The 25520-nt window shown below is 34.5% G+C and carries 24 protein-coding genes; 20 read left to right on the forward strand and 4 right to left on the reverse strand.

Annotation, left to right across the window (positions count from 1 at the left end; all coding sequences use genetic code 11):
- The first annotated feature begins 2 nt into the window (after positions 1-2).
- From DN389_RS19585 to DN389_RS19610, 6 genes are all read left to right on the forward strand, one after another.
- The gene (locus tag DN389_RS19585; RefSeq protein ID WP_046955702.1) at positions 3-1514 is read left to right on the forward strand and encodes an ABC transporter permease/substrate-binding protein; all 1512 of its coding nucleotides are present in this window, start codon (positions 3-5) and stop codon (positions 1512-1514) included.
- Positions 1515-1727: 213 nt separating this feature from the next.
- Positions 1728-3155, forward strand: coding sequence for a basic amino acid/polyamine antiporter (locus DN389_RS19590; RefSeq protein ID WP_000129474.1), 1428 nt, complete (start codon positions 1728-1730; stop codon positions 3153-3155).
- Between the two features lie 75 nt (positions 3156-3230).
- The gene (locus DN389_RS19595) at positions 3231-3491 is read left to right on the forward strand and encodes a LemA domain protein (RefSeq protein WP_098190127.1); all 261 of its coding nucleotides are present in this window, start codon (positions 3231-3233) and stop codon (positions 3489-3491) included.
- A 106-nt stretch (positions 3492-3597) separates the two neighbouring features.
- Positions 3598-5418: an AAA family ATPase gene (locus DN389_RS19600; RefSeq protein ID WP_046959329.1), complete on the forward strand. Its 1821-nt coding sequence runs from the start codon at positions 3598-3600 to the stop codon at positions 5416-5418.
- Positions 5408-7258: a hypothetical protein gene (locus tag DN389_RS19605; protein WP_001178709.1), complete on the forward strand. Its 1851-nt coding sequence runs from the start codon at positions 5408-5410 to the stop codon at positions 7256-7258. Before DN389_RS19600 ends, DN389_RS19605 begins: the two co-directional genes overlap by 11 nt.
- Positions 7259-7532: 274 nt before the next feature.
- Entirely contained in the window at positions 7533-8129 is a 597-nt protein-coding gene (locus tag DN389_RS19610) for a hypothetical protein (RefSeq protein ID WP_000487799.1), read from the forward strand.
- A gap of 96 nt (positions 8130-8225) precedes the next feature.
- Here DN389_RS19610 and racA read toward each other — a convergent pair whose 3' ends face one another.
- On the reverse strand, positions 8226-8768 hold the full coding sequence (gene racA, locus DN389_RS19615; protein ID WP_000456016.1) for a chromosome-anchoring protein RacA: 543 nt from the start codon (positions 8766-8768) through the stop codon (positions 8226-8228).
- Positions 8769-9121: 353 nt separating this feature from the next.
- Between racA and DN389_RS19620 the strand changes: the two genes are divergently transcribed.
- Together DN389_RS19620 and DN389_RS19625 are read left to right on the forward strand one after the other, a co-directional pair.
- Positions 9122-10477 (forward strand): hemolysin family protein, encoded by a 1356-nt coding sequence (locus DN389_RS19620; protein ID WP_002108356.1) that lies wholly within the window; start codon positions 9122-9124, stop codon positions 10475-10477.
- Positions 10478-10609: 132 nt separating this feature from the next.
- Positions 10610-12034: an aldehyde dehydrogenase family protein gene (locus DN389_RS19625; protein ID WP_046955704.1), complete on the forward strand. Its 1425-nt coding sequence runs from the start codon at positions 10610-10612 to the stop codon at positions 12032-12034.
- A gap of 121 nt (positions 12035-12155) precedes the next feature.
- On the opposite strand, the gene DN389_RS19630 is transcribed toward DN389_RS19625, so the two are convergent.
- Complete coding sequence (locus DN389_RS19630; RefSeq protein ID WP_098190130.1) at positions 12156-12548, reverse strand: YueI family protein; 393 nt, start codon at positions 12546-12548, stop codon at positions 12156-12158.
- A 233-nt stretch (positions 12549-12781) separates the two neighbouring features.
- Between DN389_RS19630 and DN389_RS19635 the strand changes: the two genes are divergently transcribed.
- Entirely contained in the window at positions 12782-13915 is a 1134-nt protein-coding gene (locus DN389_RS19635; protein WP_000425100.1) for a BA2291 family sporulation histidine kinase, read from the forward strand.
- 33 nt (positions 13916-13948) lie between these two features.
- Here the strand turns inward: DN389_RS19635 and DN389_RS19640 are convergent, their stop codons facing one another.
- Positions 13949-14698 carry a DUF4397 domain-containing protein gene (locus DN389_RS19640; RefSeq protein ID WP_000083266.1) on the reverse strand — a complete coding sequence of 250 codons (750 nt, stop codon included), beginning with the start codon at positions 14696-14698 and terminating at the stop codon, positions 13949-13951.
- A 999-nt stretch (positions 14699-15697) separates the two neighbouring features.
- On the opposite strand from DN389_RS19640, the gene DN389_RS19645 reads away from it, so the two are divergent.
- The 10 genes from DN389_RS19645 (at position 15698) to DN389_RS19690 (ending at position 25002) form a co-directional block, all read left to right on the forward strand.
- The gene (locus DN389_RS19645) at positions 15698-17008 is read left to right on the forward strand and encodes an aspartate aminotransferase family protein (protein WP_001205889.1); all 1311 of its coding nucleotides are present in this window, start codon (positions 15698-15700) and stop codon (positions 17006-17008) included.
- Positions 17005-17703: an acetate CoA-transferase subunit alpha gene (atoD, locus tag DN389_RS19650; RefSeq protein ID WP_000208097.1), complete on the forward strand. Its 699-nt coding sequence runs from the start codon at positions 17005-17007 to the stop codon at positions 17701-17703. The genes DN389_RS19645 and atoD overlap by 4 nt, the downstream gene beginning before the upstream one ends.
- A complete protein-coding gene (locus tag DN389_RS19655) occupies positions 17688-18350 on the forward strand; it encodes a CoA transferase subunit B (RefSeq protein ID WP_000525267.1) in 663 nt (220 codons plus the stop codon). The genes atoD and DN389_RS19655 overlap by 16 nt, the downstream gene beginning before the upstream one ends.
- 15 nt (positions 18351-18365) lie before the next feature.
- Positions 18366-19634: a peptidase gene (locus tag DN389_RS19660; RefSeq protein ID WP_046955707.1), complete on the forward strand. Its 1269-nt coding sequence runs from the start codon at positions 18366-18368 to the stop codon at positions 19632-19634.
- The gene (gene ablB, locus DN389_RS19665) at positions 19631-20476 is read left to right on the forward strand and encodes a putative beta-lysine N-acetyltransferase (RefSeq protein WP_098190131.1); all 846 of its coding nucleotides are present in this window, start codon (positions 19631-19633) and stop codon (positions 20474-20476) included. The genes DN389_RS19660 and ablB overlap by 4 nt, the downstream gene beginning before the upstream one ends.
- 99 nt (positions 20477-20575) lie before the next feature.
- Positions 20576-21961 carry an arginine utilization transcriptional regulator RocR gene (gene rocR, locus DN389_RS19670; RefSeq protein ID WP_080377731.1) on the forward strand — a complete coding sequence of 462 codons (1386 nt, stop codon included), beginning with the start codon at positions 20576-20578 and terminating at the stop codon, positions 21959-21961.
- Positions 21962-22171: 210 nt separating this feature from the next.
- A complete protein-coding gene (kamA, locus tag DN389_RS19675; RefSeq protein WP_000902134.1) occupies positions 22172-23593 on the forward strand; it encodes a lysine 2,3-aminomutase in 1422 nt (473 codons plus the stop codon).
- Entirely contained in the window at positions 23590-23862 is a 273-nt protein-coding gene (locus DN389_RS19680) for a YokU family protein (protein WP_000995761.1), read from the forward strand. The genes kamA and DN389_RS19680 overlap by 4 nt, the downstream gene beginning before the upstream one ends.
- A 72-nt stretch (positions 23863-23934) precedes the next feature.
- Positions 23935-24150: a YozE family protein gene (locus DN389_RS19685; RefSeq protein WP_000750728.1), complete on the forward strand. Its 216-nt coding sequence runs from the start codon at positions 23935-23937 to the stop codon at positions 24148-24150.
- Positions 24151-24339: 189 nt separating this feature from the next.
- Positions 24340-25002: a hypothetical protein gene (locus DN389_RS19690; protein WP_000101496.1), complete on the forward strand. Its 663-nt coding sequence runs from the start codon at positions 24340-24342 to the stop codon at positions 25000-25002.
- Between the two features lie 4 nt (positions 25003-25006).
- Here DN389_RS19690 and DN389_RS19695 read toward each other — a convergent pair whose 3' ends face one another.
- Positions 25007-25174, reverse strand: a complete 168-nt coding sequence (locus DN389_RS19695; protein ID WP_000456535.1) for a DUF3930 family protein — start codon at positions 25172-25174, stop codon at positions 25007-25009.
- A gap of 151 nt (positions 25175-25325) precedes the next feature.
- On the opposite strand from DN389_RS19695, the gene DN389_RS19700 reads away from it, so the two are divergent.
- The gene (locus DN389_RS19700; RefSeq protein WP_098190132.1) at positions 25326-25511 is read left to right on the forward strand and encodes a YozD family protein; all 186 of its coding nucleotides are present in this window, start codon (positions 25326-25328) and stop codon (positions 25509-25511) included.
- Positions 25512-25520 lie beyond the last annotated feature (9 nt).

Here is a 25520-nt window from a genome sequence, read left to right on the forward strand (position 1 = left end):
CAGTGACTGATTTTATACAAACGTTCCAAGAGCGAAAAATAGAATTACTAACTGCATTAAGTGAGCATTTACAAATATCGCTTATTTCACTATTTTTTGCAGTAATTATTGCGGTGCCACTTGGCATTTTATTAACGAGAAAACAACGAATGGCTGAATTTATAATAGGAACTTCTGCGGTTATGCAGACAGTGCCATCACTGGCATTACTCGGACTTTTAATTCCGTTAGTAGGAATTGGAAAACTCCCGGCCATTATTGCATTAGTTGTGTATGCACTATTACCTATTTTACGAAATACATATACAGGAATAAGGGAGTTAGATGAATCTTTAATCGAAGCAGCGAGAGCTATGGGGATGAATAGCTGGAGAAGACTGTGGAAGGTAGAGCTTCCTCTTGCATTACCAATTATTATGGCCGGTATTCGTACGGCGATGGTATTAATTGTTGGAACAGCTACATTAGCAGCTCTTATAGGTGCTGGTGGGCTCGGAAAACTCATATTACTTGGTATCGATCGAAATGATCATGCGCTTATCATTTTAGGGGCCGTACCAGCCGCGTTACTCGCTTTATTCTTTGATGTAGTACTTCGAGTACTTGAGAGTCCAAAACGCTCTTCTAAGCGTATTATATTGACGATATGTATTACTTGTATAATGATTGCTTCTCCCTTTCTTTGGAACACACAAAAGAAAGATATTGTTATTGCCGGAAAACTTGGATCAGAACCTGAAATTTTAATTCAAATGTATAAGCAGCTTATTGAACAGGATACTGATTTACATGTGGAATTAAAACCAGGTCTTGGAAAAACAGCATTTGTATTTGAAGCATTGAAATCAGGAGAAGTAGATATATACCCTGAGTTTTCGGGAACAGCTTTATCTACTTTCGTGAAAGAAGAGCCAAAAAGCACAAATCGGGATGAAGTATATGAGCAGGCTCGCATTGGAATGGAAAAGAAATATAATATGGTTATGTTAAAGCCGATGGAGTATAACAATACATATGCACTAGCTATGCCGAAAAAAATAGCAGATCAAAATAATATAAATACAATTTCTGATTTAGGAAAAATGGCACAGGATGCTAAAGTAGGATTCACATTAGAATTTGCTGATCGTGAAGACGGTTATAAAGGAATGCAAAAATTATATAACTATAAGTTTTTAAATGTGAAAACGATGGAACCGAAACTACGTTATAGTGCAATTCAATCAGGGGATGTTAACGTAATCGATGCATATTCAACTGATAGTGAACTGGAGCAGTATGGACTGACAGTGCTAAAAGATGATAAAGGGTTATTCCCACCGTACCAAGGTGCACCATTATTAAGAAAAGAGACGTTACAGAAATATCCTGAACTTGAAAAAGTATTAAATACATTATCTGGGAAGATTACAGATGAAGAAATGCGAAAAATGAATTATGAAGTAAATGTGAATGGAAAAAGTAGTGAAGAAGTTGCGAAACAATTTTTACAAAAAGAGAATTTACTTCGTTAATTTTACAAGAAATATACAAATTTATATGTATGAAATGACCGTTCATTACAAAATGAACGGTTTTTTTGTGCATACTTATACATTTTTTCAAAAAAGTATTCCATTTTTCTTCATTTTCTTTTAGAATAAGTAATGTTTTCCTGAAAAAATATAAGAGAAACGTCTATTAGAGAAAAAGGTGACTTTAATAGTTGAACGAACATAACACCTAGAATGACAGATGGGGTGGTACAAATAGAAAAGAAGTTAGGATTTTTTCCATTAATTGCATTAGTAGTCGGAACAATGGTTGGTGGCGGTGTTTTTAGTTTACCGCATGATTTAGCAGTAGGAGCAAATAGCGGCTCTATAATAATTGGCTGGTGTATTACAGCGATGGGAATGATTCCACTCGCGCTCGTATATCAAACGTTAGCAAGACAAAAACCAGAGCTTGAGGGCGGGATTTATAGTTATGCACGTGCTGGTTTCGGAGAATATATCGGATTTAACAGTGCTTGGGGATATTGGCTAGCAGGAATTTTAGGAAACGTTGCAACAATCATGTTACTGTTTAGTACATTAGGTTATTTCTTCCCCATTTTTAAAGGTGGAAATAATGTTGCGTCTATCGTTGGTGCATCACTTTTATTATGGACACTTCATTTTCTAATTTTATTTGGAATTCGTGAAGCATCTATTATGAATGTTATTGCAACGATAGGGAAATTAGTTCCAATCGTATTATTTATTGTTGTAATGGTAACAGCGTTTCGCTGGGATACATTTACACATGATTTTTGGGGAGAAGGAACGATCTCAGTTTCCTCTATACTTGGTCAAGTGAAAAATACAATGCTTGTAACTCTTTGGGTTTTCATTGGGGTTGAAGGAGCGGTTGTATTATCTGGTAGAGCGAAAAATAGCCGAGATGTTGGTAAAGCGACAGTACTTGGACTTATTTTAGTAATGTCTATTTATATTTTAATTTCTGTTTTGTCTATGGGAGCGATGACAAGAGGAGAGCTTTCCGTGTTAGAAACCCCGTCAATGGGACATGTATTAGAACATGTTGTTGGGACTTGGGGCGCGGTTGCGATTAACATTGGGTTAGTTGCTTCACTTGTAGGTACATTAATAGGCTGGTTTTTACTTGTTTCTGAAATTTCCCACGTAGCAGGAAAAGATGGCGTGTTTCCGAAAGTCTTTACGAAAACAAATAAAAAACAAACGCCACATATGGCATTATGGATCTCAAATGGCGTTGCCCAAATTATATTTATAATCGTTCTGTTTTCAGAATCAACATATCAAATTATGTATTTCATTGCTTCAACATCAATTTTAGTACCATATTTATTATCAGCGTTATTCCAATTTAAATTAGTTATTACAAACGAACTAAAAGATGCAAAAGTAAAAAACGGCTCGTTAGCTTTAATTGCTTCTACTTATTCTGTATGGCTTCTATATGCAGCTGGTTTGAAAAATTTATTACTTGTTTCAATCGTGTATGGAATTGGGATTATTGTTTACATGTATGCAAGAAAAGAAAAAGGAAATCGTTGTTTTAAAGGTATTGAGAGATATGTAATGTGGGCAATTGTTATCGCAGCTATCACATCACTTTATATGTTATTAACTGGAAATATAAAAATGTAAAAGTCCTTTTAAATAAAGGGCTTTTTTCTTTGTCTAGAGAATATTTAATACATAAGATATTCAGGAGGGATGAAAATGGAAGAAAAAGAACAGTTAACCAGAATTGTTGATTTAGCGAGTGAAGTAAGGAAAGTATTAGTGCAAGAATCCTTTTTTAATCATCATCCTGAACTACGAGGAGTGATTGAAAATTTAGCGAGTGCTGTAGAGAATTTGGCGGAATTACAGCAAAATACAGATGAAAACGCTGAAGATCGATTGCGATATGTACTTGCTAAAATGAAAATTGCTCATAATGCCATTTTACAAGAGAAAAAAGCATTTCTATCTCATTAATATACGTTTTAATTTTGAACCTGGCGGATAACGTCAGGTTTTTTGTTTCTAGTTTTTCGTTTCTTTCATACACTAAGAATAGTATGAAAAAAAGAAGGTGACGAAGGTGAGATTACATAAAGCTCTTCAGCCAAGTTTTATAAAAAGAATGTACTATATGAGGTTTATCGGAAAGTTTACAAAAGCAGAGAGAGAGAAGAATGGAGAGAACTTCTTTGTACAATGCCTATCGCCAATACCATTCACGTTACAAGAGCAATTAAAAAATGAACCATACGTATTTGAAGGTTTATGTAGCAATAAAAAGAATGAAAAAGTCTTTTCGGAATTAAAGAAAAGAAAATTAGAAAAGCAATTGGTTATGTTTCGTCTCTATTATGAAAGAGGACATATATACGTGGAGTTAATTTGTGCAGAAGAACCACGAGAAATGGCCAATGGCTATAAAATGATTCCAGTACCTAAAGTTTCCGAATACAAAAAAGGAGAGTCTTTAGAAAGAAAACTTGGAAATGGCTATTTGTCATTTCTAATGCCAAAATATCCGAAAGACTTTGAGCCTCCCGAATTATTGTGGCACGATGGAAGGTTATATGGAAATATATCTTTAAAGTCATCATCAATTAGTTCAATCGCATATTTTGAACAGCAGAGGGAATGTAAGTATATAGACTTAAATGACTGGATGAAGTATGTGGAAATAGCGGTAGAAGATCAATTGTATTTTGTAAGCAATCACATGTATGAGCAATTAAAAAAACGAATGACTGAAGAAGGTAAGCATGTAGAAGTAGAGGAAATAAAAGTGCACAAGGATGAATGGGAATGGGATGAGCGTGAATCCGTCTTTTTACAGTATGTAAAAAGTTTTGTACGTAATAAAGGGCTATATTTGGATGAAACGGACATTTATAATTTCCATATAAGTGCGAAAACAAATATGTTGACGATTCTAGGTGGTATACCAGGCGCTGGGAAATCCCGATTTGTGCAAGCTTATGCAGAAGCACTTGGGTTACAGTATGGGGAAGAATTGGTTTGGATTCCGATTTCACCATCGTATCAAGAACCACATGATTTACTTGGTTACCTTCACCCAAATGGTACTTTTATTGAAAGTGAAACAAAATTAGTTAGGGCGTTAATGAAGGCAAAAGAAAATCAAAATCAACTATATATAATCGTTTTTGATGAAATGAATATGTCACATATTGAGCATTGGTTTACTCCATTTCTATCTGTTCTTCAACTTGAAAAGCAAAACCGTATTCTAAATTTGTATGAAGGTGTACAAGGAAAAGAAAATCCAATTCCATCAACAATTGAAATTGGTGAAAATATTATATTTGTAGGTACAGTAAATTTTGATGAAACAACGAAAGAACTCTCAGATCGATTATTAGATCGGACGAATTTAATAACGTTACAAAAGATTCCGTTTTGTGAGATGTGTATGGAACAAGAGAAAATTGTATTACAACCACCTCTGAAAGTAACTGCAGGAGAATTTCGTATAAGCTGGGTCAGGAATAAAGCGATGATTGAGGTGTTTTCTGAAGAAGAGTTAGAACTATTAGATAAGTTACATGTTGTATTGTCATCACATGATATGTCAAAGGGAATTTCATTTCGATGTGCAAACGCAATCGCTACTTACTTGCAAAATATACCGTTCCAAAATAATCATTCCTATATGATCAGTAGAGAAGAGGGATTTGATTTACAAATTAAGCAACGTGTATTGACGAAAATAAGAGGTACTGAAATGATGGTTGGGTCTTTACTTTCTGAAGACGTAAAAAGGGGGGCGACATTACTACCTCTTTTGCAATCGCCACTTGCAAACAGAGTATCTACATTTGAACACTCTTTAGCATATATAAGAGAAAAGCGTAGAGAACTGGAGCTGTATGGCTATGCAAAATGAAGGGCGATATGAAACAGAAATCGTTGATACGAAAGAAACACTCCCTTTTGTATTAAAGTTAATCATTGGAACTGAGGCAAAGGGGGAATATATTTTATTAAATCGTCTTTGTACATCTACTACAGCATTAGTTCAATGTATTTATAAAGTACAAGAATTAAAACCAATTAGATTGCATTACCATTATGAAAGTCCAATGAATATTACTTTTATATGGAATAAAGTATATGAGGGACAGAAAAATATAAAAGAGTCAAAATATGAAATAAATGAAAAAAAACAAAAGGTATTAATATATGAACATGGAAAAACGGAATTCTTTTATCCATGGCGTTGTGGATTATATCATTTTGAAGTGAATATAGAAGATAGAACGTATTATGGCGCATTTCAAATCGTTCCCAAAAATTTTTTTGATGATCAATTTGAAATGATTCAAAACTATGTAAAGTCAATTTTGAATGAGTTGATTTTAGATAGAGGTTATTATAAAAAGACTTTCTCTGCACTTAGTGATATTGAAGATTCTTCTTATTTAGTGTTACTTAGAAAGTTGCCGCAAAAAATGAAAAAGATAAAGCAAATTTTTAAGAAAATAGAATCGAGTTCAAAATTTATACATGAATATAAATGGGAAGAAAAAGAGCGGAAAGCAACGAGAAAAGGAGCCGTAGTGGCGGAAAGAAAACCGTATGCAAAATATTATAATCGTAAGTTTATAGAACAAAAAAATAGTAAGGAAAATGCATTTCTTAAATTTAAAGCGATGCACTTTTATTTCTATTTACTTGAAGCTGAAAGTTTTTTGAGCCAAACAATTGAAATATTAGAAAGAGCAAAAAGAAAGAAATCAGAAGAATTTCAAGCTGTAAAAACGATTATACAAACAATTGAGCGTAATGGATCAGTGACCGATAGAGAGAAACAAAAGTATAAAAATATTCATTTACTAAAAGAGGCGGATTTGCGAAAAAGCTCTATGAAGATACAAGAATATAAAATATTAGCGCACTTTGTACATGAAAGTGTACAATACTTTCAAACTTTAATGCATTCTCCATTTTGGAGAGAAGTTTCCGAAACAGGTAACATGTACTCACATAATTTACCGATACCACATCAACAACTACTACAGCATTTAGATGTACTTCCACAATATACAGAACAATCTCCATCTTTATTATTTGTTTATAAACCAACATTTTTAGTGTATGAATATTACGCTTTTTTTATCGTTATTTCCATGTTAGAGCAAATTGGTTTTGAGGCTAGAAATTCCATTCGTGAACAAATTCAAGAACATTTTTATGTAGATGGATTACAGGATGGAACGACAGTAGTTTTACACCGAGATGATATTAGAGTACATGTCGCATTTAATGATTTAATTGAAACTCATCCCCTTATTGCATTAAGTAAAGGGAGTAATTTTTATAATGGAGAAGATACGAAGAAGCCAGACATTCGCTTAGACTGTTATGTAAAGGAAGAAGGGAAATACGTATATCAATCTTCTATTATTATTGAAGTGAAGTATAGCCCAATGTACAACATTTTTCAGCACGTTGGAAATACGAAGGCAACTGAGCAAATGTATAAGTACTGGTCTATAAAATATGTAGAAGAACAGGATGGAAAGAGAGTCTATTATCGAAGGGCCATTTATGAAGTTATTTGTGTATATCCAGGAAGTCATATGCATAGTAAAAAAATTGAGTCTGGATGTGGTGTGTTTTTGCAATTATATCCATATAAAACGAAACAAGGGGAAGAGAAATTAGCCGGAAAACATGGAATGGTACAAATTTTTGAGAAGTGGTTAAAAAGCATGAAGAAGTAAAAAAATCCTTTTTTATAAAGGATTTTTTTAGATTAAGAAGAAATATATGCTGTATGGAAGACAACTTTATACGATTTGAATTTGAAAGTAATATAAGTATGTTGTTAGAAGAACGGTACATGAGGGATAAAAGACGATTAAGATGGAATTTAATTCGTTTTACAGAATATAATAAGTCATAAATATTTTTAGTTGCATACGAAGATTTGTTCTTATATGATAGATAGTGAAAGCGTTATCAAAAACAGAGCGGCGATGGGAAAGGCGGGTAAATATGTTCCAGCGTGTTCAAACAAAAGAAGAACATTTTTGGTTCGAGCAACTATGGGGAGATTTTTGTGAAGAAAGAAACTTAATGTTCGTAGAACGTAATTTAAATCCATCACGATTTTTATTAATAGAAGATGAACATCATATTGGTACAGTAGAATGTATTAAGTATACGGAACCAGAGCAATCGAATTCTGAGTTTTTCTATCCGTTTTCTAAAAATGATTTAGTGAAAGATTTGAAAAATGTGTATGAAATAGGCAAGTTGAGTATTGCGAAAACGTCTCGTGGGAGAGGACACTTCAAAAGACTAACAGCTATTTTATTTATGCATGCATTAGAAACGAAAGCAGAATGGTATATTGCAGCAGTGACAAAAAGAATGTATATGTATTTATTAACACTCGGTTTCCCAATTGAACCGGTAGATAAGCCATTTCAGTTTCATGATACTTTACAAGGTGTACCAGTGCGAATTCATGCCCGAAAAGGGGCTACGCATTTGTATTCTTTAAAAGAATTTCGAGATGTGATTCAAGGGAATGCTCATGCACAGGCATTAATCGCAGAATACAGTAAAAATATTATGTTAACAAAATAAAGCGAAATGAATATATATAATAAAGAGAATGCTATTTTAATATGAAGTCATTCTTCATGAAAAAAGACCCTTATTATTTTAATAAGGGTCTAAAAATTATAATCCAAATATACTAAAAATCATTTTGCGGCGCTTCGGCTTCTTTTCTCGTTCATATGTTGGTTTTGAATCGGGAGTAATATATATTGGTTCTTCTTTCTTCAGGGAAGCTTCTAGCTTTTGAATTCGCTCTAACATTTCCTCCATTTCACGGCGATGTTGTAAAAGTTGGTACGTAACAACATCATTTGCCTTATCTTGCATTTGTTCTTCCATTCGATCTAGCCTTCTCGTAATAGTGTTTAATTGAGCTGCTAATTGCTCAAATTCATGTGATGATTTGTCTTGAACAATTGTATTTACTTGAGTTTTTAATTCTTCAACATCATTTGATGATGTTTTTTGAGTAGGGTGAGAGTTTTGAGACTGCTCTATTTGTGAAAGATGGAATTCTAACATTTGATCTAAATCTTCTTGTGTGAAAATAAAGTGACCATATTTATTTTTTTCTATCGTAAGATTTAATTGTTGTGCAATCCGGACAACAGCCTTTGGGCTAACACCTAATTTTTTTGCGATAAATGGTGTTTTATATTCCAAAATAATCCCTCCTATATATATCCTGTTGAATGATTTCGATCTATGAAGGAAGTTCCCTTCTAGTGTGACAAAAGAAGTGTGGAATCGGCAAAGAAAGTGTTTTTTCACGAAATGAAGCTGTGAAGAATATATCGTTTATATAAAATATTTTATCCTAAGATTTAGAACTATTTGACTAAGGGAAATGAATTAGATTATCATAATGATAAATATCTTTTTTATGTATGCATATAATATATAAAAAGGTGGTTGCTAATGTAGAATTTTTTTAGAGTATTAGAATGCTTACTTCACTTGAATAAAATTAAGTAGGAGGTGGCTTCCTTGCTTACAATGTAGGTAAGGAGAAGTATTTGGACATATATAGTATAAGTATAGTGATTGTTTTAATTGCCTTAACGGCATTTTTCGTCGCAGCAGAATTTGCAATTGTTAAAGTGCGAAGTTCACGAATTGACTATTTAATTGCAGAAGGAAATAATCGCGCAACATCTGTCAAAACAGTCATTACAAACTTAGACGAATATTTATCTGCTTGTCAGCTAGGAATAACAGTTACAGCTCTGGGGATTGGGTGGTTTGGTAAACCGGCGTTAAAGCAAATGTTTGACACGCTTTTTGTGAATTTGAACATTTCTACTCAACTAGCAGACATTTTTGCTGTAATTTTAGTGTTTTTGTTTATTACATTTTTACATGTTGTAATAGGGGAATTGGCCCCAAAAACATTCGCGATTCAAAAAGCTGAACAAGTGAGTTTGTTTGTTGCTAAACCGTTAATTTTCTTTTATCGTATGGCGTTTCCATTTATTTGGATCCTAAATGGATCAGCCCGAATTATTACGAAGTTGTTAGGGCTGAAACCACCGAAAGGGCACGATGAGGTTCATTCAGAAGAAGAATTACGGTTGTTAGTTTCAGAAAGTTACAAAAATGGAGAGATTAATCAATCTGAATATAAATATGTAAATAAAATTTTTGAATTTGATGATCGTATAGCGAAAGAAATAATGGTACCCCGAACTGAGATGCATATTATAAGTAAAGAAATGCCTGCTGAAGAAGCTTTGCAAAAAATGTCTCGGGAAAAATATACGAGATATCCAGTTGTAGATGGGGACAAAGATCACGTAATAGGCTTTGTAAACTTTAAAGATATTTTCACAGATTTTGTGCAGCATAATGCAGTAAGTAATAAGAAAGTAGAGCAATATATTAGGCCAATCATTTTAGTTATCGACTCTATCCCAATACACGACTTATTTTTAAAAATGCAAAAAGAAAGAACGCATATTGCTATATTGATAGATGAATATGGTGGTACGTCTGGACTTGTTACAGTTGAAGACATTTTAGAAGAAATAGTGGGAGATATTCAAGATGAGTTTGATACGGATGAACAGCCAGAAATTCAACAAGTTAGTGAAACGAAAACAATACTAGAGGGAAAAGTGCTTGTTAGTGAAGTGAATACGTTATTAGGTTTAACAATTGATGATAATGGTGTTGATACAATCGGTGGTTGGATTTTAACGAAGAATATAGAAATTGCTGAAGAGGATTTCATTGAAATTGAAAATTATAAGTTTTGTGTAAAAGAATTAGATGGACACTATATAAAGAGATTAGAAGTTACAAAAACTGTAGAATCAATTGTTATTTTAGAAGATGAAAAACAAATTCCATTTCAAGAACAAATTAGTTCGTAGACTCTGCTATATGGCAGGGTTTTTTTGAGCATAATGTTTTTGGCAGAATGAGGGCTATGATACAATGGCATAAGTCAGACCTTTCACTAGGTGAAATATTGTTGTATACATATATTTGGAAGGGGAAGAGTTATGAAAAAGCATTTATATATAAATGGAGATTGGAAGTCTGTAAACACTTATAAACCATTATACGCACCATATTCTGAAGAAACGTTAGCGGAAATTGCACAAGGAACGGAAGAAGATGTACAAGAGGCTGTTACTGCTGCAAAAAATGCAATGAAAAAAATGAATACATTATCTGCATATGATCGTGCGACTATTTTAGAGAAGGTTGCACAAAAAATGGATGAAAGAAGAGAAGAATTTGCAGAGATTATTGCAAAAGAGGCTGCAAAACCAATTCGTGCTGCGAGGGGAGAAGTAGATCGTACCGTTCAGACATACAAATTTGCAGCGGAAGAAGCGAAGCGTATATACGGCGAGACACTGCCACTTGATGCAGCACCTGGTGCAGATGGGCGTATTGCATACACAATACGAAAACCGATAGGGGTTATAGGAGCTATTACACCATTTAATTTCCCATTAAATTTAGTGGCACATAAAGTCGGCCCTGCAATTGCTGCCGGAAATACAGTTGTGTTAAAACCAGCTGATCAAACGCCATTATCGTCTTACGCATTAGTTGAATTATTTGAAGAGGCAGGATTGCCAAAAGGAGCTTTAAATATTATTTCTGGTCCCGGTTCAACTGTAGGTGAGGCGATAGTTACAAATGATGATGTTGCTTCCATTACTTTTACGGGAAGTCCAAAAGTTGGAATTGGAATTAAGGCAAAGGCTGGGTTAAAGCGTGTTACGTTGGAACTGGGATCAAATGCTGCTGTTATTATTGATGAAGATGTAGAATTAACAGATGAAGTAATTGAACGTGTAAAATGGGGAGCATATGTAAACAATGGACAAGTTTGTATTTCGGTACAACGTGTTTTTGTACATGAAAAGAGAATGGATGAATTTCTTTCAAAGCTAAAGATAGCGATGGAAACAGTTGTTGTTGGTGATCCATTGCTGGAAGAAACGGACGTATCGGCTTTAATTTCGAAAAAAGATGTAGAGCGAATAGAAATTTGGGTGCAAGAAGCTATTAAGGAAGGTGCTACTGTTTTATACGGTGGTAAGAAACGTGATGCAAGGATTTTTGAACCAACTGTATTAACAAATGTTCCAGAGTATGTATCTGTTCAGTGCCAAGAAGTATTTGGTCCACTCATGACAGTAAATACATTTAAAGAATTTGATGAGGCAATTGAGCAAGTAAATCATTCACGTTACGGTCTACAAGCAGGTGTGTTTACAAATAATTTGTTTAAAGCAATGCGTGCAATTGATGAGCTAGAGGTTGGTGGTGTCATGATTAATGATATTCCAACGTTTAGGGTAGATCATATGCCTTACGGTGGTGTTAAGGAAAGTGGTACGGGGCGTGAAGGAATTAAATATGCAATAGAAGAAATGACAGAAATGAAATTAGTGTGTATTAAAAAATAAAGTAGATCGAGCTTAAACATCCTAATAAAAAACGAGCTGGAAATGTTTACGATTCCATACTCGTTTTTTTATTGTTTGTTTTACGTTTCTCGGAACGATTTAATTTAACCAAGTGTACCTTTTAATTCATTTCTTGTTTGAAAATAGCATCTTCTACATAAATTTGTTCTTTGTCAACAGCAGTGCTATGAGATAATACTAAACCGATTGGTGTTTCTATGCCTTTATTTTGAACAATTGTAAAAGGAACATTTTTTTCATTTGCTAATTTAATGTATTTTGATAAATGTGGGTAAGCAATGCCACCATTTAGGAATATTTGTAATGATTGAGAAGAGCGCATGCTACTAGCTACTTCAGAATATACATTACTTTGCATTACTTGACCGATAGTTAAAGCGATTTCTACACGCTCACGTAACGTAGTTAAATACATATTACGTTCTTCTGGTTTGTTCTGCTTTTGGCCGTAAATGCCTTCTTGGAGATAATCTTCCACATTTTTATTTACCATATTTTTCACACCTTTCATTTTCTATTGTACGAAAGAATGAAGCAGGATGCAAAAAAAGTCGCATCGAATGTAAAAAACTTTGAATGAAAGGAAGGGAAATGGAATGTATCAATCTAAACAATTAATAAAGACATTAAAAATTTTATCAACACATATTAACAAAATGTGACAATAATCTATTAACGAATCGCATTTTTTGTGTTAATATTCAAAATATAAAGGGTGTTCGTCGCATGGAAATGGAGGGAATGGGGGTTTTTCCAATCGATAAGGATATTAAAGAAGTATTTTGTTCGCACTTGAAAAACAACAGGCACCAATTCGTTGAGAACTGGAAAAACAAAATGATAATTTCCGATAAAGATCCATTTAAACTAGAAGCAGTTCAAAATGGAGAGGATTTATTAGAGTTAATTATCGAACTTACTATGGAAGAAAAAGATATAGATTATCTTCAGCCATTATGCGAGAAAATTGCTATTGAACGTGCAGGGGCAGATGCGAATATTGGAGATTTTGTTTATAATGCAAATGTGGGAAGAAATGAACTTTTCGAAGCGATGTGTGAATTAGATGTTAGCGCACGTGAATTGAAACCGATTATGGCCCAAATACATACTTGTTTTGATAAATTAATTTATTATACTGTTTTAAAATACTCGGAAATTATATCAAAAAATTTAGAGGAAAAACAGCAATATATTAACGAAACACATAAAGAAAGGCTGACGATTTTAGGGCAAATGTCAGCAAGTTTTGTACATGAATTCCGTAACCCACTCACTTCAATTATGGGATTTGTTAAATTATTAAAGGCAGATCATCCAAGTTTATCTTATTTAGATATTATTTCGCATGAATTAGACCAATTAAATTTTCGTATTTCGCAATTTTTACTCGTATCGAAAAAAGAAATGTGGAATGAATCAGAACAATTTTGGCTTAATGATTTGTTTCAAGATATTATACAGTTCTTATATCCGAGTTTGGTCAATGCAAATGTTTCGATTGAAAAGAATTTACCGTATCCAATTCCACTTGTTGGCTATCGGAGTGAAGTGAGACAAGTATTTTTAAATATATTAATGAACTCAATTGACGCTCTAGAATCAATGAAAGAAGAACGGAAAATTATCATTGATGTATTTGAAGAAGATCAATCGATTCGAATTGTGATAAAAAATAATGGGCCAATGATTCCAGCTGAAAGTGTAGAAATGATTTTCGAACCATTTGTAACTACTAAAAAGTTAGGAACTGGTATTGGATTATTTGTATGTAAACAAATTGTAGAAAAACATAATGGGTCTATCATGTGCCGTTCAGATAACGAATGGACAGAATTTCAAATTGTATTTCAAAAATAAACAGTCTACACCAAATGAATGGTGTAGACTGTTTTAATTCGTAAGTATAACGGCTTCTAATTTAGGATCTTTAGTTGAATAACCTAAAAGTGAAATTGTATATATGATGTTCGGTTCGACTTTGAAATTCGGTATAGTTAGTAAGACGCTGGGATTATCGGCGAGTGAAACTTCAATATCTGCTGTACCAGGACTAACTTCCAAAAAATCTGTTATTTGTTTAAAGAGTACATTTTCAAATAAATGATCTCCACCTTTTAAATCTACATTTACAACAGGGGTATCTGGAGAAAAATGTGCAAAGCGTATTTTTGCTTGACCAGCTGGTAAATGTGTATTATCAAGCATAGGTTGTAGTTGTAGATGATTATCACTATTTATTGCGGCAAAAGTATAAGTGTGATTCCCCATTATTGGTACTAAAGCTGAAAAGATGGGAGTTTCATTTCCAACAGGGACAATATCTATACGGTATTTACCTTGCACTAATGTTAAATAGGGACTAAATTGTTTAAATGAAATATTTTTAATAACCTTTTGCCCGTTTACTAAAATGTCAACCGCAGGTGTATTGGAAGCAGAGTGAAAAAAACGTATGTGTGACGGTAAAGCAGCTTCTTGTGAATCTCTTTTTTCATACGCCTGTACAAGTTTCGTAAGCGCATCGTAATATTTCATATATAGTTCTACATATTTTTTCGGATTTTTAAATTGATAGTAACGAGCGAGCTGTTCGTAACGTGCAGCTTCTTGTCCATATTTTTCGATTTCAGATTGAGACATGAATATTCCTCCTTTGTCATCATTAAAACTATATGCTTAACAAGAAAGAGGTTATGCGAAAAAATTGTTTTTTGAAGGAGAAAAGTTGAAAATTAATAAAGAGTATTGCTTATGGATAAGTGTTTTTTAGGCGAAAGAGCCTTATAATTTTCTAGAGTATACAGCAATATATCATCTATGTTGGATGATGATGTACCGATTACAACGTATATTTCGAAATAAAAAACCTTAAGAGCGTATGAAGTAACATATCGAAAACATGTCCAAAAATCCTTAGAAAACTAGGGATTTTTTTAATAATGGGCAAATACACATACAAAGTGATAATTGTCCTACATAAATTATAAAGGAAAGGTAGTTTAAACATAAGGAAAGGAATAAAATATTGGGATGGGGATATCCAAAAAGGAATTGTGGAGTTATGGACGATTTTGTGCTTTACGATGTAGGATGAATTTTGAATTTGTAACATTATTTTTTCTATTTACGTTAGCAAGTGGCAGTATTAACCGATAAAAGAGCGTCGTGCCGAACTGATTAATGTGGTTAATCGGTTCTTTTTTTATTGTATAAAACGGAGGAGAATGTATGTAAAATATAGGTTTCTATAAAAATAATTGCTATGCATTTAGTAGGATTAATTGTCGATATTTGTTTGAAAATATGCAATATAAAGTAGGAGAATAGGAAGGAGTTTAAAGGGAGTTTCGTCGAAGTTTACACAATGTCGGCAATTGAGGGAAGCTGATATTATGTTAAGAAAATATGTAGTGAAGCGTTTATTTTATATAAAGGAGGGTTATTGGAGCGTATAGATAAGGGTTGGTCTTTGTTTTAAGTTCCGAATTTTCTGTTTTTGAAATTAATATTTAGCACTCATTTGTATATTTTATAATAGTTTTTTGATAAAATCACTGCTTTCGCAGAGGGTTCTTTTTTATGAAAGAAACGTCAATTTTCTTCATATATATATACAAATTGGAGAAATGGGGGAGCGCTATGCGCGATTACTTAATTAAACCACTTGTTGGTCAGCCGTATCCAATGATTTCACATGGAAAAGGTGTGTATTTGTATGATCAAAACGGAAATAAATATTTTGATGGCTCGTCAGGGGCAATTACGGCAGGTATTGGGCATGGCGTAAAGGAGATTGCAGATGTTATAAAAAAGCAAGCAGAGGAGATTGCTTTCGTTTATAGATCACAGTTCACGAGTGAACCAGCTGAAAAATTAGCGAAGAAATTAAGCGATTTAAGTGTAGGAGATTTGAACTGGAGCTTTTTTGTGAATAGTGGTACGGAAGCAAATGAAACAGCTATGAAAATTGCAATCCAGCATTTTCAAGAGCGAGGTATTCAAGGGAAGCATAAAATTTTGTCACGATGGATGAGTTATCACGGTATTACGATGGGAGCCTTATCAATGTCTGGGCATCCACTGCGCAGACAACGTTTCGTGTCAATTTTAGAAGATTATCCAACTATTCCAGCTCCATATTGTTTTAGATGTCCGGTGCAAAAGGTATATCCAACTTGTCAGCTTGCTTGTGCGACTGAACTAGAAAGATCAATTGAAAGAATTGGTGCAGAACATATCGCAGCTTTTATCGCTGAACCGATTATCGGAGCAGCTGGAGGAGCAGTCGTTCCGCCGAAAGAATATTATAAAGTCATTAAAGATATTTGTAGTCATTACGATATTTTATTTATTGCTGATGAAGTAATGACAGGGCTTGGTCGTACTGGCGCATGGTTTGCGATGGAGCATTGGGGTGTAGAACCGGATATTATGACTCTTGGTAAAGGTTTAGGAGCTGGATATACACCGATGGCAGCGACGATTGTAAGTGACCGTGTTATGGAGCCAATTTTACGTGGATCGCGTTCTGTAATGAGTGGGCATACGTTAAGTGCAAATCCATTATCTGCAGCAACAGCTCTAGCTGTTATTGAATATATGGAGAAACATAATCTACCTGAAAAAACAGCAGAAAAGGGAGAGTATTTAATAAAAGGACTACAGAAAGTTCAGCAACAATCGACAATCATTGCTGATGTGCGCGGAAAAGGGTTGCTGATTGGAGTAGAATTGCAACCGTTTACAAAAGCGTCGGAACTTATTTCGGTTGCAGCTAAAAATGGTCTTCTTTTATACCAAGCTGTTTCAGGGCAAGCAGGAAAAGAAGATAGTGCACTGCTTGTAGCACCGCCGATGACAACTACATATTCCGAGTTAGATGAATTACTTTCAATTTTTGCAAAAAGTGTAGAAGAAATGATGCAAAAAGGAGGGCATAGTATCGCATGACAACTATTACGAATACATTCGATAAATTAAAAGAGATAGAGGAAGTAATTTCTTTGTTCCACGATGATATGACATTAATGTTTGGAGGATTTGGGGGGATTGGATCCCCGCCATCTTTAATACAGGCGATTTTAGAAAAAGGAGTTACAAATTTAAATTTAATAGGAAATGACACGGGATTTCCTGATGTAGGAATCGGTCGTCTTGTTACGAATGAAAGAGTAAAATCATTAATTACTTCACATATTGGTTCAAATCCAAATGCAGGAAGACAGCTAAACGAAGGAAGGTTACAAATCGAGTTTTCTCCTCAAGGAACATTAGCAGAGCGTATTCGCGCTGGTGGTGTAGGACTTGGAGGTGTATTAGTTGATGTAGGTGTTGATACGATTGTAGAAGAGGGAAAACGTACAGTTGAAATGAATGGCAAGACATATTTAGTTGAAACAGCATTAACTGCTGAGGTTGCAATTGTATATGCGAAAAAAGCGGATCCGTTTGGTAATCTTGTGTTTGATAAAAGTGCTCGTAATATGAATCCTCACGTAGCTATGGCAGGGGATATAACGATTGTAGAAGCAGAAGAAATCGTTCCACTTGGAAGTTTAGATCCAGAAGAAATTGTTGTCCCAGGAGTATTTGTAAATTATATCGTACCGTCGGAAGGAGTGAATTGGAAATGGGTATGGGCGTAGAAGTGAGAGATAAGATTGCTAGGCGCGCGGCGAAAGAAATACAAAATGGTATGATTGTAAATTTAGGTATTGGTATACCATCGCTTGTACCGAATCATCTTCCTGACGATATAAACGTTATGTTTCATGCGGAAAATGGAATTGTAGGTATGGGACCTACGCCAAGAAAAGGGAATGAAGACGAAAATTTATGTAACGCAGCAGGTTTACCGACTTCTCTTATTACAGGAGCGAGTTATTTTGATAGTTGCACAGCGTTTGGGATGATTCGAAAAGGTTTATTAGACATAACGATTCTTGGTTCATTACAAGTAAGTGAGAATGGTGATTTAGCGAACTGGATTGTACCAGGAAAACGAGTTCCAGGTATTGGGGGAGCGATGGATTTGGCACAAAAAGCGAAGCGGGTCGTTGTTGTGATGAATCATGTCGATAAATACGGAAATGCAAAAATTGTTTCGGAGTGTACATTACCATTAACTTCAAAGAAATGTGTAGATTTAATTATTACGGATATGGCAGTTATGGAAGTGACGCAGGGTGGACTCGTTTTACAAGAATTAATGAGTCCATACACAGTGGAAGATATAAAACAACATACAGAAGCTGATTTTAAAATTGGCTCTAACTTACTAGTAATCGAATGAGGGGAGATGTAATATATGGAGCAATTAAAAAAGAAAATTTGTGATTATATCGAGAGTCATGAAGAGGAAAGCGTAAAATTTTTAAAGCGATTAATTCAAGAAAAAAGCGTATCTGGTGATGAAAGTGGTGCGCAGGCAATTGTAATTGAAAAATTACGTGAGCTAGGTTTAGATCTTGATATTTGGGAACCTTCATTTTCTAAAATGAAAGATCATCCTTATTTTGTATCACCGCGTACAAGTTTTTCAGATAGCCCGAACATAGTGGCAACTTTAAAAGGAAGTGGCGACGGGAAATCTATGATATTAAATGGACATATTGATGTCGTACCAGAAGGAGATGTGAATCAGTGGGACCATCACCCTTATAGTGGTGAGCAAATAGGGAATCGTATATATGGTCGTGGAACAACGGATATGAAAGGCGGCAATGTCGCACTGATGCTTGCGATGGAAGCTATTATTGAATCTGGTATTGAATTAAAAGGAGATATTTATTTTCAAAGTGTAATTGAAGAAGAAAGCGGCGGGGCAGGAACATTAGCGACTATATTACGAGGATATAAAGCAGATGGTGTCATTATTCCAGAACCAACAAATATGAAGTTTTTCCCGAAACAACAAGGGTCCATGTGGTTTCGTCTACATGTGAAAGGCAAAGCAGCACATGGTGGAACGCGTTATGAAGGAGTAAGTGCAATTGAAAAAAGTATGTTTGTTGTAGATCATTTGAGAAAATTGGAAGTGAAGAGAAATGACCGAATTACAGACCCGTTATTTAAAGGAATCCCGATTCCAATTCCAATTAATATTGGGAAAATTGAAGGTGGGAGCTGGCCAAGTTCTGTTCCTGATTCATTAAATTTAGAAGGAAGATGTGGTATTGCGCCGAATGAGACTATAGAGGCAGCAAAAGAAGAGTTCGAGAATTGGATCGCTGAATTAAATAATGTGGACAATTGGTTTGTTGAAAATCCTGTAGAAGTAGAATGGTTTGGAGCGAGATGGGTTCCTGGTGAACTAGAAGAAAATCATGAGTTAATTACGACACTAGAGCATAACTTTGTTGAAATCGAAGGGAATGAACCGATTATTGAAGCATCTCCGTGGGGGACTGATGGAGGTTTATTTACACAAATCGCAGGTGTACCAACGATAGTATTTGGTCCAGGAGAGACGAAAGTAGCACATTATCCAAACGAATATATAGAAGTTGATAAAATGATAGCTGCCGCAAAAATTATTGCATGTACATTACTAGATTGGTGTGAGGTGAAAAAATGAAATACTATGAATCTTTTAGAGAACAGACGAATGACTATACAGTAGAAGGCGTTTTAGATTATTTTAATAAACGTATTCGAGTAGACCACTACACAGGAAATATTGAGAGGATTATCCAAACAATTGACGAATTAGCAGAGAAGCATTCTTTCACTAAATGTATTATTAAAGGAAAGGGAGAGCATGTTTCTACATGGCTCTCTTTCGGTTTTTTATTGGAAGCAACAATACCGCATTATTTTCAAGGTCACGATGCATACTTCTTCGTGAAATTTATTAATGATGAAAGACGAAATAGTATTCATTGGGCTGAGGAAGATACCATTTTAAGCGGTGTTAAAGCGAAAGAAGTAAAGGAAAAAATAGTACCAGAGAAATTTTTATTAAGAAAAGCGACAGAAGAGGATGCGGAAGAATTAGCGGCTGTCTTTGGAAAAGTATTTGAAGTTTATCCGACTCCTTTAAACGAAGCGAGTTATGTAAAACAAACGATGAAGGAAGACGATACAATATACTATGTGTACGAATTCGAGGGGAAAATAATTAGTACAGCATCTGCAGAAATGAATATAAAAGAAGGAAATGCAGAATTAACGAATTGTGCTACTTTACCCGAATATCGTAAGCATGGGTTTATGAAAAGTTTACTAATTAAGTTAGAAGAAGAACTGCAAGAAAAATCGATTTTCTGCTCCTATACAATTGCTCGATCGCTTTCTTTCGGAATGAATGCGGCCTTTCATCAGTTAGGTTATACGTATACAGGAAGACTGGCGAACAATTGCTACATTTTCAATAAGCTGGAAGATATGAATATATGGGTGAAAGATTTGTCTAAATAGTACGGTATAAAAAATAGAACGGAATCGTCATGCTTATAATCGCATATAGGTATGCCGGAAATTCGGCATGTGATTGCTGGATTTTCGGCAAAAGGGGGGATGACATTGCTAGCAGTTTCGACACAAGAAGTCATTGAAGCGATTTTGGGCAGTATTGATGAGGCTATACACGCAGTAGATGAAAATGGTATTACAATTTTCTATAATACTGTAGCTGCAAAACACGATGGGTCAAAAATTGAAAAAGTGTTAGGAAAACATTTGTTAGAAGCGTTTCCTTCTTTATCTAGGGAAACGAGTACGTTAATGAAAGTGTTAGATACAAAAAAACCAATCGTTCATCAAGTTCAGCATTATCAAAATTTAAATGGGGAAGACATTTGTACAGTAAATACGACGTTACCTATTTTTATAGATGGAAATATTGCTGGGGCTGTTGAAATTGCAAAGGATTATTCCACAGTTCAAAAACTTACGGATACAATTGTAGATTTGCAGTCAAAAATAAAGCGGTCATCTAGAAAAAAAGCAATTAAAAAGCATGTTGCATTTGAGACGATTGTGACGGATGATGCTCGATTTAAACAGACGAAAGAATTAGCACAAAAAGTAGCGCCAACTGATGCAAATGTTTTAATATACGGGGAAACAGGAACAGGGAAAGAGTTATTTGTACAAGCGATTCATGAAGCTTCTAAACGGAAGAACAAGCCATTTATTGCACAAAACTGCGCAGCTTTGCCAGAGTCGCTATTAGAAAGTTTATTGTTCGGAACGACGAAAGGTAGCTATACTGGGGCAATTGAACGAGCGGGATTATTTGAACTTGTAGATGGTGGGACATTGTTTTTAGACGAACTGAATTCAATGCCTCTCGATTTACAAGCGAAAATGCTACGTGTATTAGAAGATGGTGTTATTCGTCGAATTGGTGATAATAAGACGAGAAAAGTAGATGTTCGCGTTATTACTGCAATGAATCAGCCACCAGAAATATGTTTAAGAGAGAATAAAATTCGTACGGATTTATATTATCGATTAAATGTCTTTTCATTATATATTCCGCCGCTACGTGAAAGAACTGAGGATGTCTTATTATTAGCGTCTTATTTTTTGAACGAATATAATAAAAGTTATAAAAAAGGTGTACTTCAAATGGATAAGGAAGCGAAAGAAAGACTACAAGCTTATCAATGGCCTGGCAATGTTCGTGAGCTAAAACATACGATTGAACATGCTGTCATTATTGCAGAAGGGGATACACTAACAGCCAATTGTTTACCGCGTACATTTCGGAAAGAGAATTTGCCAAAGAAGAAGAGCATATTGCCACTTAGAGAAGCACTTCATCAAACAGAAAAGGAATTAATAGATCAAGCGTTAATTGAAACGGAAGGGAATATATTACAAGCTGCAAAAATGTTATGTATCCCTCGCCAAACGCTTCAATATAAATTGAGTAAGTACGACAAAACCGCCGAATAATTGGCGGTTTTTGTGTGTTTGCACCAATAAAAGAGCGTTTACATATATAAAAAGTAATGAATATGATAGTATGTATGGATTTTATACAGTGCTTACAAATATTTTTTCGTTTATGTAATAGCGTTCACCGTACATTTACTTATCAATAATGTAAAGTTGGCATAACTATTGCTTATATAAAGGATGAGCGTATAAAAAGGGGGAATAGCAATGTTACATGATGTATACAAACCAAATCGTCACTGGAAGGATATCGAGTTGTGGAAGGATGTTACTGAAGAGCAATGGAATGACTGGGTTTGGCAATTAACGAATACGATCAAAACTTTGGATGACTTAAAGAAAGTGATTAATTTAATACCTGAAGAAGAAGAAGGCGTTAAAATTTCAACAAAAACGATCCCGTTAAATATTACACCGTACTATGCTTGGCTAATGAATCCTGATGACCCACGCTGTCCGATTCGGATGCAATCTGTACCGATCTCGGAAGAGTTATATAAAACAAAATATGATTTAGAAGATCCGCTTCATGAAGATGAAGATTCACCAGTTCCAGGTCTAACACATCGTTACCCAGACCGCGTATTGTTCTTAGTAACGAATCAATGTTCTATGTATTGTCGTTACTGTACACGCCGTCGTTTTAGTGGACAAATTGGAATGGGTGTGCCGAAGAAACAATTAGATGATGCAATTGGTTACATTCGTGATACACCACAAGTACGAGATGTATTAATTTCTGGTGGAGACGGTCTTCTTATTAACGATAAAATTTTAGAATATGTATTAAAAAATTTACGAGAGATTCCGCATGTCGAGATTATTCGTATCGGAACGAGAGCGCCGGTAGTATTCCCGCAGCGTATTACAGAAAACTTATGTAACATTATTAAAAAATACCATCCAGTATGGTTAAATACACATTTCAATACTTCTATTGAAATTACAGAGGAATCGAAAAAAGCATGTGAAATGCTAGCGAATGCTGGTGTTCCAGTCGGAAACCAAGCAGTAATTTTAGCTGGTATTAACGACAGCGTTCCAATTATGAAAAAACTTATGCATGACTTAGTAAAAATCCGTGTACGTCCATACTACATTTATCAATGTGATCTATCTGAAGGTATTGGTCATTTCCGTGCACCAGTATCTAAAGGTCTTGAAATTATTGAAGGTTTACGCGGTCATACATCTGGTTATGCGGTTCCAACATTCGTTGTAGATGCACCAGGAGGCGGCGGGAAAATTGCGCTTCAACCAAACTATTTAATTTCGCAAAGTGCAGATAAAGTTGTGCTTCGTAACTTTGAAGGTGTTATTACAACGTATCCAGAGCCAGAGAGCTATATCCCAGGAAGAGCAGAAGGGTACTTTAAAGAAATCTATCCAAACTACGAAGAAAAACGTTCAGATGTTGGTATCGCAGGTCTTATGAGTGATAAGAAATTTAACCTTGTTCCAGACGACTTACAGCGTATGAGCCGTCGTAAAGACTATGAAGATAATGACACTCATGCATCACTAAAAGATAAACGTGATAAGCGTGATCAACTTAAAGATAAAAAGTATCAATCGCAAATGGCTAAATTAGAAGAAAACGACAAAAAAAATGAGGGTGATGCAGTATGAATTGTATGTGGTGTGACAGTACAGAAGCGAAAGAAAGCTTGAATACTGTATATTGGGAATTACCAGATGGTACGAAAGCCATTGAAATCCAAGAGACACCATGCATTTCTTGTTCCTCATGTGGTATGGACTATCAAGCAGATCAAACAGTGAAAGAAATAGAAGATCAATTGTTTCTAATTTATACGAAAGATTTACCAAAACAACTAACATATGAAGAATTAATGGGAAGACCACGTCTATTAAAAAGAAATTATTTCGACTTTTAACCAGCATTTATGCTGGTTTTTTTCTTTTTTGCCTTGTATAATGTATCCAAGTTAGAAAGGTAGGGAATATTTTTGAAAAAGACATTTTACCACTATATGATGAAGCATCGTGCAGCTTTATTTAGTAATGAAGTATCGAATTTAGCAGAAGCAATGTATGATGATTTAAGCTTTCCAAAGCAATCTGAAGATTATGATGAAATTAGTTCATACTTAGAGTTAAGTGGATTGCTAGAAAGTATGTCTATATTTGATGAAGCTTGGGATTTATACATACAAGAGAGATAAGAACTATATGAAATTTTTGACGTGAAGCTAGTCTATTTGCTAGCTTTTTTTACGTTGTAAATAATTTTTTTATACGGTGATATTTTTTATTGAAAAAATTTATGAATATACGCTTCTGTGATAAGCGTTTTTATGTAGGTTGCATATACTGTTATCAAAATCACGACGTCAAAAAAAGGAGAGATATAGATGGCGAGAAAAAAGCAACCTAAATATAACGTAGGGGACATAGTCGTGATTACGCTATATGGAACCGTTGGTAAAATCACAAATATGAAGGTTTTGGATGGAGTTTACGTATACGAAGTCAATAATCACGATGGGTTTTACGTAGAGCAAACGTTGCAGCACGTTTCAGAGCAAGATATGAAAAAAGGTGAAACTGAGTGGATCGAATTAAATTATAATTTCACATTTGGTGATCTCGTGCAAGTAACAGGATACGATAAAGATGTGTTTCGAATTGTTGGTTTTCGTACAGAAGTATGGAGATATAAAAATGACGCATGGGAAGATACTATATACGAATTGTCACGAATTACGGATGGTGAATGGTTAGAAGCGGATGAATCAGATTTAACGTTACTTGCTAATGCTCAAACGGCAAATGCAATTTTGAAGAAAATGAAACAAGATAAAGCTGGTATGAATAAATTAGATTTAGGGAAATTAAAGTCAATTAACAACTCAAAAAAAGTGAGTGTTAAGACAAATCGTCAAGAGATCATTGATGGATTACTTGATATTTATAACGATTATCAATTGTTATTCGATACATTTAAAGATGAAGAATACAAAATTGTTATGGATGTTGTTCATAATTATTTAGTTAAATTGACAGAGAAAAAATAGTTAACTAGAAAGAGAGAATGAATTGAACAACAACATATGCAGTATAAGGTATGCCTACAATTATTAAAAAAATAAAAAGCCATTTAATAAGAGAGTCTGCCCATTGATCTTCATGCATGAACTCTTCTTTTGTTTGCCCTACTTCTTGTTCTACCTCATATTGGTATTCCATAATTAAATCCCCCTTTTTTGATAGCTTGTACTACCATCGTATGCATCTCGTCCAAAGGATATGACCTATAAAAAAAGAAAAACTATTTTTCTAATCTCATATACATAATTTTGAGATTTTTTCATAAAACAGAAATAAAGGAGTGATGCTCATGAAGGAAATTGAGGTCGTAATTGATACGGAAGAGATTGCGGAGTTTTTTTATGAGCAACTAATTGAAAGAGGGTACGTCCCAAAACGAGAAGAAATTGAAGATCTCGCAGATATTACATTCGAGTATTTATTAGAGAAATGTATGATTGATGAAGTTTTTGATGAAGAGGATGAGCGAAAGTAACGGCGGGCT

The organism is Bacillus sp. AY3-1 (genome assembly GCF_008368785.1).
GTDB lineage: Bacteria > Bacillota > Bacilli > Bacillales > Bacillaceae_G > Bacillus_A > Bacillus_A wiedmannii.